Origin of the sequence: Pseudescherichia vulneris, from assembly GCF_902164725.1 — a bacterium.
In the GTDB taxonomy this organism is placed as follows: Bacteria; Pseudomonadota; Gammaproteobacteria; order Enterobacterales; family Enterobacteriaceae; genus Pseudescherichia; species Pseudescherichia vulneris.
In genome coordinates, this window is sequence record NZ_LR607338.1 from 2,403,799 (window position 1) to 2,405,055 (window position 1,257).

The 1,257-nt window shown below is 49.6% G+C and carries 2 protein-coding genes; one reads left to right on the top strand and one right to left on the bottom strand.

Annotation, left to right across the window (positions count from 1 at the left end):
* Nucleotides 1-17 precede the first annotated feature (17 nt).
* Complete coding sequence (locus FN633_RS10295; protein WP_154057633.1) at nt 18-467, top strand: putative T6SS immunity periplasmic lipoprotein; 450 nt, start codon at nt 18-20, stop codon at nt 465-467.
* Here FN633_RS10295 and FN633_RS10300 read toward each other — a convergent pair.
* Entirely contained in the window at nt 464-1,255 is a 792-nt protein-coding gene (locus FN633_RS10300; protein WP_154057634.1) for a PhzF family phenazine biosynthesis protein, read from the bottom strand. The two genes, FN633_RS10295 and FN633_RS10300, sit on opposite strands and share 4 nt — an antisense overlap.
* Nucleotides 1,256-1,257 lie beyond the last annotated feature (2 nt).

Sequence of the window (1,257 nt, forward strand, 5' to 3'; positions counted from 1 at the left end):
TGCAGGATCCCATTTAGATGTTCTTTTTGAAAAAATCACTATTTCCATTAATTGTGCTTCTGAGTGGCTGCACGCTGGGTGAAAACCTGGCGCATCGGTACACTAGAGAGATACCTGTTCCTGCTCACATCAGAAGTAGCGATGTATGTATTGCTCTACCAATGCAACCCAATGAGACTGTTTTTTCAGCCATTACTTACGATCTGGGAACCCCTCTGGAGCAAGTGATTTTCCCTTCTGATAAGCAACCAAAATCGGGTCTTTTTTGCATTTTGCCAGAAGAGTTTATCTTTAAACCTGGCCACGAGTATCTCACCCAGATTGAAGTGAATACAGGTGCAGGAGGTGAAGATAAAAAAGCTTCCCGGAAAGCCTATGTTTCAACCTTCCGGGTAACTAATACAGGCGGCAGCTTCAATATTGAGCAAACAGTGCGGAAATCAAACCGGCTTACATCGCCCTTCTAACGTAACAGCACTTTACCGACTAAATAGGTCACTGCCTGGCCACCGATATGGACCCGGTCGCCCACGAGCTCACAGCGTAAATCCCCGCCGCGCGCTGAGCACTGGTGCGCCAGCATCTCTGTTTTATTCAGTTTTTCAGCCCAGTAAGGAATGAGCATGCTATGCGTAGATCCTGTGACAGGATCTTCCGCGACGGCTTCGCCGGGGCAGAAGAAACGGCTAACAAAATCGTACTCTCCTTCGCCCGGTGCGGTGATACAGACCATTTTCCCGAGAGGGATCATGGCGTTGATGTCAGGACGTACCGCTTCAACCTGACGCTGATTCTCCAATACCACAAGATAATCACGCGCCACGCGCACCTCTTTGCACGCCGTGATGCCCAGCGTTTCCAGCAGTAAAGGCAGCGGCATGACCGGCTCTGTTTGCCAGGCAGGGAAATCCAGCGTCAGCCAATCATCACTACGCGTTACCGTTAGGGGACCCACAAAGCGGGTAGCAAAATGAATAGTCGTATCCGGGTAATCAAGATGTTCAAAAATGACGTGTGCTGCCGCAAGCGTGGCATGCCCGCACAGGTTAATCTCCCCTTGCGTCGTGAACCAGCGCAGTTCAAAGCCATTATCATTAGTCACGAAGAATGCCGTTTCTGACTGGTTGTGCTGCTTAGACATCTTTAATAATGTCTCATCGGGCAACCATTCCGTGAGCGGGCACACAGCGGCGGCATTACCAGCAAATGTGGTGCTGGCAAAGGCGTCTACCATATAAAAATCAATTTCTTGCATCA